At 55.3% G+C, this 5365-nt stretch carries 2 tRNA genes and 3 rRNA genes; all 5 read left to right on the top strand.

The features are described from left to right. The first annotated feature begins 224 nt into the window (after positions 1-224). The 5 genes from ACT9F5_RS13935 (at position 225) to rrf (ending at position 5360) form a co-directional block, all read left to right on the top strand. Positions 225-1769, top strand: a 16S ribosomal RNA gene (locus tag ACT9F5_RS13935). Between the two features lie 69 nt (positions 1770-1838). Beyond that, positions 1839-1914, top strand: a tRNA-Ala gene (locus ACT9F5_RS13930). A gap of 29 nt (positions 1915-1943) precedes the next feature. Further along, a tRNA-Ile gene (locus ACT9F5_RS13925) sits at positions 1944-2020 on the top strand. Positions 2021-2251: 231 nt separating this feature from the next. After that, positions 2252-5130, top strand: a 23S ribosomal RNA gene (locus ACT9F5_RS13920). Positions 5131-5245: 115 nt separating this feature from the next. After that, positions 5246-5360, top strand: a 5S ribosomal RNA gene (gene rrf / locus ACT9F5_RS13915). Together the 16S, 23S and 5S rRNA genes with 2 tRNA genes alongside form the textbook arrangement of a ribosomal RNA operon. Positions 5361-5365 lie beyond the last annotated feature (5 nt).

The raw sequence follows: 5365 nt of genomic DNA, 5'->3' as shown, positions 1-5365 counted from the left end.
CGAGTCGGAACGCGGCGCTGAGGCCGGTTCCCCTGATCTTTGACAGTGTGCGCAGGTGACTTGTGCGGACGTCTGGCGGGTGGATGGTTGTCCATTTGCAGATGTTCGACACAGTCCAAATGAATCAAGCACCGCATCGCAAGATGCGAGTGATCGAGTAATTTGGGCTGGGACGACACTGCACTCAAAGCATAGGCAAAGCCTTCGGGCTGCGCCGCAATACTTAAGTGAAGAGTTTGATCCTGGCTCAGAGTGAACGCTGGCGGCAGGCCTAACACATGCAAGTCGAACGGCAGCACAGGGGAGCTTGCTCCCTGGGTGGCGAGTGGCGGACGGGTGAGGACAACGTCGGAATCTGCCTTTTTGTGGGGGATAACGTAGGGAAACTTACGCTAATACCGCATACGACCTACGGGTGAAAGCGGAGGACCTTCGGGCTTCGCGCAGAAAGATGAGCCGACGTCGGATTAGCTAGTTGGCGGGGTAAAGGCCCACCAAGGCGACGATCCGTAGCTGGTCTGAGAGGATGATCAGCCACACTGGGACTGAGACACGGCCCAGACTCCTACGGGAGGCAGCAGTGGGGAATATTGGACAATGGGCGCAAGCCTGATCCAGCCATGCCGCGTGTGTGAAGAAGGCCTTCGGGTTGTAAAGCACTTTTGTTGGGGAAGAAAAGCCATGGGTTAATACCCTGTGGTTCTGACGGTACCCAAAGAATAAGCACCGGCTAACTTCGTGCCAGCAGCCGCGGTAATACGAAGGGTGCAAGCGTTACTCGGAATTACTGGGCGTAAAGCGTGCGTAGGTGGTTTGTTAAGTCTGATGTGAAAGCCCCGGGCTCAACCTGGGAATGGCATTGGATACTGGCAGTCTAGAGTGCGGTAGAGGGTAGCGGAATTCCCGGTGTAGCAGTGAAATGCGTAGATATCGGGAGGAACATCCGTGGCGAAGGCGGCTACCTGGACCAGCACTGACACTGAGGCACGAAAGCGTGGGGAGCAAACAGGATTAGATACCCTGGTAGTCCACGCCCTAAACGATGCGAACTGGATGTTGGGTGCACTTAGGCACTCAGTATCGAAGCTAACGCGTTAAGTTCGCCGCCTGGGAAGTACGGTCGCAAGACTGAAACTCAAAGGAATTGACGGGGGCCCGCACAAGCGGTGGAGTATGTGGTTTAATTCGATGCAACGCGCAGAACCTTACCTGGCCTTGACATGCACGGAACTTTCCAGAGATGGATTGGTGCCTTCGGGAACCGTGACACAGGTGCTGCATGGCTGTCGTCAGCTCGTGTCGTGAGATGTTGGGTTAAGTCCCGCAACGAGCGCAACCCTTGTCCTTAGTTGCCAGCACGTAATGGTGGGAACTCTAAGGAGACCGCCGGTGACAAACCGGAGGAAGGTGGGGATGACGTCAAGTCATCATGGCCCTTACGGCCAGGGCTACACACGTACTACAATGGTGGGGACAGAGGGCTGCAAGCCGGCGACGGTAAGCCAATCCCAGAAACCCCATCTCAGTCCGGATTGGAGTCTGCAACTCGACTCCATGAAGTCGGAATCGCTAGTAATCGCAGATCAGCATTGCTGCGGTGAATACGTTCCCGGGCCTTGTACACACCGCCCGTCACACCATGGGAGTGGGTTGCTCCAGAAGTAGCTAGTCTAACCTTCGGGGGGACGGTTACCACGGAGTGATTCATGACTGGGGTGAAGTCGTAACAAGGTAGCCGTATCGGAAGGTGCGGCTGGATCACCTCCTTTAGAGACTAAAGACAGCACATTGCCTGTCCAGGCGTCCGCACAAGTGACCTGCATTCAGAGTTTCAGCACGGGGCTTTAGCTCAGCTGGGAGAGCACCTGCTTTGCAAGCAGGGGGTCGTCGGTTCGATCCCGACAAGCTCCACCATGCTGCGGCCCGGGTAACGCACGACTTTTGGGTCTGTAGCTCAGGTGGTTAGAGCGCACCCCTGATAAGGGTGAGGCCGGTGGTTCGAGTCCTCCCAGACCCACCACCGAAAGGTACCCGAAACTCTGGATGATACTGCGCACACACACATAGATTTGAAGCGACCGGGCGTTGAGGCCAGGTCGCGTTCTTTGAAAACTGGGACGTAGCGAGCGTTTTGAGACGGAATGTCCATGACGTGTCGTAGAGGCTAAGGCGGGGACTACGAGTCCCTAATATTTGAAGTGAGACGTTGTGTTCACGCAACGTATGATCCCGAGGCGACTTGGGGTTATATGGTCAAGTGAATAAGCGCACACGGTGGATGCCTTGGCGGTCAGAGGCGATGAAGGACGTGGCAGCCTGCGAAAAGCGTGGGGGAGCTGGCAACAAGCATTGATCCCGCGATGTCCGAATGGGGAAACCCACTGCGCAAGCAGTATTGCATGGTGAATACATAGCCATGCAAGGCGAACCCGGTGAACTGAAATATCTAAGTAACCGGAGGAAAAGAAATCAACCGAGATTCCCTGAGTAGTGACGAGCGAACGGGGAACAGCCCTTAAGTCGGTTGGGTTCTAGCAAAACGAGTTGGAAAGCTCGGCCATAGACGGTGACAGCCCGGTATGCGAAAGAACCCTTCCGATGAAATCGAGTAGGGCGGGGCACGAGAAACCCTGTCTGAACATGGGGGGACCATCCTCCAAGGCTAAATACTCCTGACCGACCGATAGTGAACCAGTACCGTGAGGGAAAGGCGAAAAGAACCCTGGTGAAGGGAGTGAAATAGACCCTGAAACCGTGTGCGTACAAGCAGTAGGAGCCCTTCGGGGTGACTGCGTACCTTTTGTATAATGGGTCAGCGACTTACAGTTCGTGGCAAGCTTAACCGTATAGGGGAGGCGAAGGGAAACCGAGTCTGAATAGGGCGCATAGTCGCGGGCTGTAGACCCGAAACCGGGTGATCTAGTCATGCCCAGGGTGAAGGTACCGTAACAGGTACTGGAGGCCCGAACCCACTCCCGTTGCAAAGGTAGGGGATGAGGTGTGATTAGGAGTGAAAAGCTAATCGAACCCGGAGATAGCTGGTTCTCCTCGAAAGCTATTTAGGTAGCGCCTCGGACGAATACTGCTGGGGGTAGAGCACTGTTATGGCTAGGGGGTCATTGCGACTTACCAAACCATGGCAAACTCCGAATACCAGCACGTACTATCCGGGAGACACACGGCGGGTGCTAACGTCCGTCGTGAAAAGGGAAACAACCCAGACCCACAGCTAAGGTCCCAAATCAGTGCTGAGTGGAAAACGATGTGGAAAGGCACAGACAGCCAGGAGGTTGGCTTAGAAGCAGCCACCCTTTAAAGAAAGCGTAATAGCTCACTGGTCGAGTCGGTCTGCGCGGAAGATTTAACGGGGCTAAGTACTGAACCGAAGCTTGGGGTGCATGCTTTGCATGCGCGGTAGAGGAGCGTTCCGTAAGCCGTTGAAGGTGGATTGAGAAGTCTGCTGGAGGTATCGGAAGTGCGAATGCTGACATGAGTAACGATAATGCGGGTGAAAAGCCCGCACGCCGAAAGCCCAAGGTTTCCTTGCGCAACGTTAATCGACGCAGGGTGAGTCGGCCCCTAAGGCGAGGCAGAAATGCGTAGTCGATGGGAAGCAGGTTAATATTCCTGCACCTCGCGTAAGTGCGATGGAGGGACGGAGAAGGTTAGGTCTACCGGGCGTTGGTTGTCCCGGGGAAAGCAGGTAGGTGGGGGTCTTAGGCAAATCCGGGACCCCATTCAACACCGAGCAGCGAGACGAGTCCTTTGGGACGAAGTGACTGATACCACGCTTCCAGGAAAAGCTCCTAAGCTTCAGCTTACGCAGACCGTACCGTAAACCGACACAGGTGGGCAGGATGAGAATTCTCAGGCGCTTGAGAGAACTCGGGTGAAGGAACTAGGCAACATGGCACCGTAACTTCGGGAGAAGGTGCACCCCTGATGGTGGCTCATGCGAGCTATAGCTGTCGGGGGTCGCAGTGACCAGGCCGCTGCGACTGTTTATCAAAAACACAGCACTCTGCAAACACGAAAGTGGACGTATAGGGTGTGACGCCTGCCCGGTGCTGGAAGGTTAATTGATGGGGTCAGCCGCAAGGCGAAGCTCTTGATCGAAGCCCCAGTAAACGGCGGCCGTAACTATAACGGTCCTAAGGTAGCGAAATTCCTTGTCGGGTAAGTTCCGACCTGCACGAATGGCGTAACGACAGCGGCGCTGTCTCCACCCGAGACTCAGTGAAATTGAAATCGCTGTGAAGATGCAGCGTTCCCGTGGCAAGACGGAAAGACCCCGTGAACCTTTACTATAGCTTTACATTGAACGTTGAGTTCGTCTGTGTAGGATAGGTGGGAGGCTTTGAAACCCTGGCGCCAGCCGGGGTGGAGCCAACCTTGAAATACCACCCTGTCGTGCTTGACGTTCTAACCTGGGCCCGTTATCCGGGTCGGGGACCATGTATGGTGGGTAGTTTGACTGGGGCGGTCTCCTCCCAAAGTGTAACGGAGGAGCACGAAGGTACGCTCAGCGCGGTCGGACATCGCGCACTGTGTGCAAAGGCATAAGCGTGCTTGACTGCGAGATCGACGGATCAAGCAGGTACGAAAGTAGGTCTTAGTGATCCGGTGGTTCTGTATGGAAGGGCCATCGCTCAACGGATAAAAGGTACTCCGGGGATAACAGGCTGATACCGCCCAAGAGTTCATATCGACGGCGGTGTTTGGCACCTCGATGTCGGCTCATCACATCCTGGGGCTGTAGTCGGTCCCAAGGGTATGGCTGTTCGCCATTTAAAGTGGTACGCGAGCTGGGTTCAGAACGTCGTGAGACAGTTCGGTCCCTATCTGCCATGGGCGTTGGAGATTTGAGAGGGGCTGCTCCTAGTACGAGAGGACCGGAGTGGACGAACCCCTGGTGTTCCGGTTGTCACGCCAGTGGCATTGCCGGGTAGCTATGTTCGGAAGCGATAACCGCTGAAAGCATCTAAGCGGGAAGCGCGCCTCAAGATGAGATCTCCCGGGAGCTTGACTCCCCTGAAGGACCCATCAAGACCAGGTGGTTGATAGGCAGGGTGTGTAAGCACAGCAATGTGTTGAGCTAACCTGTACTAATGATCCGTGTGGCTTGACCATATAACCTCAAGTGGCCTTGGACTCGACGATACGTCGACGACATTCCAACGCAAACAAACTCGCTACGTCCCACCCCATGCAAGCTGGCGCCGAAAGGCGACGCTTCAACAGCTTGCCCAGTGACAATAGCTGTGTGGCACCACCCGATCCCATCCCGAACTCGGAAGTGAAACGCACATGCGCCGATGGTAGTGTGGCCTAAGCCATGCAAGAGTAGGTCATCGCTGGGCATTTA

Source organism: Lysobacter sp. F6437 (genome assembly GCF_052547215.1).
Note: the sequence above shows the minus strand (reverse complement) of the source record. Positions and strands in the feature narration are given on the sequence as shown.